This is a genomic window from Oceanobacillus sojae (assembly GCF_007991515.1).
Taxonomy (GTDB): Bacteria; Bacillota; Bacilli; order Bacillales; family Amphibacillaceae; genus Oceanobacillus; species Oceanobacillus sojae.
The window spans coordinates 1-2,565 of record NZ_BJYM01000040.1 but is presented as its reverse complement, the minus strand read 5'-3'; the positions used below and the strand labels follow the sequence as shown (position 1 = coordinate 2,565).

The 2,565-nt window shown below is 30.1% G+C and carries 2 protein-coding genes; both read left to right on the top strand.

All coding sequences use genetic code 11. From position 1 onward, the window contains the following. A partial coding sequence (locus OSO01_RS23105) for an IS3 family transposase (RefSeq protein WP_147212806.1) occupies window positions 1-268 on the top strand: 268 nt, incomplete at its 5' end. A 1,683-nt stretch (window positions 269-1,951) separates the two neighbouring features. Further along, the coding region (locus tag OSO01_RS23100; protein ID WP_186813755.1) for a hypothetical protein at window positions 1,952-2,565 on the top strand (614 nt) is incomplete at its 3' end.

The window sequence follows — 2,565 nt, the reverse complement described above, 5'->3', positions numbered from 1 at the left end:
TAACCAATGGGTGAAGACATTAAAAGAAAATAAAGTATTCCAAAGCATGTCACGTAAAGCAACCTGTGCAGATAATGCTTCGATGGAGAATTTCTTTAGCATTTTAAAGCAAGAAATGTACTATGAAGAAGAATTAGTAAGCTATGGAGAATTAAAAAGACGAATTGAAGAATATATCGACTGGTATAATCATAAACGATCAAAAGAAAAATTGGCTGGATTGAGTCCAGTCGAATATCGAACTCAATCCAGCCAATCAGCTGCATAACAAAACTCTAACTTTTAGGGGTAACCGCCAATTTTCATACCGTTTTTCACATGAATGAACTTCGTAATTGTCCCTATTAAAAATACAAAAAAAGAGCCGAATTTTCAAAAGTATATTTAAAAAAGCAATAATTATGTAGCAGTTTGTTGACTAAGCTCTGTATTGATACAATCTGTAACTTATTTAGAAGCATTAAAAATCAAACAATCATAACAAAATGAACTTTTCTACGCTTTTCAGTGATATAACGAATATTATTAAAGTAATAGAACTCCTTTAGATAAACATTGACATGTTCTATCGCCAAACGTTCTTTAAAGCTGTTTTTTCAGCTTTTGAACCGTGGAGAGGTACAGTATGCCTTCTTAAATTGTGAGTATCTTTACTTTATACACTTTTTGACAGATTGCTTCATTTGCGAGTAAACACTCGTTACATTCCTTTTGTCTCGTAAACTTTAATGTTCCATATTTAGAATCAAAGCTGTCATATCGATAGGAATCTTCTCGGAAACGGTCGAGGCAAAATGTTTTCGTATTTGGCAACTGTTCCTTCGTGTCGCATTTTATAGGCAATAATGGATTTCATACCCTTCAGATTGCCAGAAGAAAAAAAGAGAAAGTAGAATATACCTGTTGAGTGCGCCCATATACCCAAGCGTATCTTAGATATAAAATAGAACACATTTTTACTTTATGCATTCTTTTTTTACATCTTCTAATTTTAGGAATTGAGATACTTCAGCACACCATGCTTCTATAGGAACATCTAATTGAGTATCAATTTCCTTTTTATATAATAAATGATTCGTTTCTGTTTCTATTTCTGTTTGTTCTTTCAGATATTGTTCGCGTTCTTCCTAGGATTTATATCTGCGCTTTTGGGGTATAGATTTTTTATATTTGGCCAATAAATGGGGCGCGCCAATGGTGACGGCTTCATCGATAATAAATTTCTTCTATGAAGTTAGCGAGTGTTACTTATTCGAAGATTTTTTGTGAAATATACGATTCAAATTATTAGCTGAAATAAGGGTTTCTTATCACAAAGTTCTTGGATATCAAATAAACTTATTTGTCTTATTATGATATTATGGCCTTAAGAAGTAATCTCCCAGTATTTTATGATTGTGTAGTCAACTATTATTATACAAAGTTTGGGAAGAACTTTTTTTTGTGTTACAAAAAGTTTGGAATACAAAAAAGGCTTAGGGTTACGAGTTTTATTCACTATACTAAATATTCATTAAAAATCAAGGGAATATTATATGAATTGGCTCAATAACATTGAATAATATTTGCATGTTTGAAATAAATAATGAATAAGAGTGATGTTTTGTCGTTGGTATTCTGGAAAAATCCAAAAATAACCCTCCAAGACAATACTCTGTCTGATAATCAGAAATTAATTTGGTCAAACCGAAAAGTTATATTTTCGTTTCCGTAATAAGTAAGAAAGTTAAAATATAGCTTTATTATAAATAGTAATGTTTATTTCATTAATTGAGCACAGTTATAGGATTGTCATAATTTGTCCTTTTTTATAAAAAAAACAAAAAATAGTCTTTCCGATTATAAGTCAATTAGGTATAATTATATACGAATATTTAATTAAAGGGAAAAGATTTTAAAATATTATCTCAGGAGGGGAAATATACCTAATAATTTGAGAAGGTATGCAATTATGAAAAAAATTATTTATTTATTTAGTATTGTTCTATTGTTGCTGGGTTCTTTTTTACCGAGTATAACATTTGCTAATAGTAGTATAGACGATAATGTTGAACTTGAAACAACTGATATAGAGGCAAATGAAACAAAAGAAGAGCAAGCGGAAAACCAGCAGGAAACTTCTGACGAAGACGAATTAATGGAAAAGGAAAAAAACTCAGAAAATATTTCTGTAGATAAAGGAGATTCAGAAGAGAACTTATCTAACTCAAATGATAAAGATAATACTGTTGACGGTAATTCTTTCGAATCAAAAGAAGATAATGAAACGGTGAACGAAGGTACTACATCTTCTGAAAGTGAAAAGACAGATATAAAAAAAGAAGATGAAATAACAGAAGAAATAGATGAGGAAACAAAAGATGATGAAGAAATAGATGAAGAAACAAAAGATGATGAAGAAATAGATGAAGAAATAGATGAAGAAACAAAAGATGATGAGCAAAAAGCCTTAATGATGCAATCTATTTCAGATCAAGAAGTTATCAATAAATTAGGACGTTTAAAAAACAATGCTGTTGTTTATAAGGAATTAGGTGATCAGAATTCTGGAATAAGCAGTGCTAA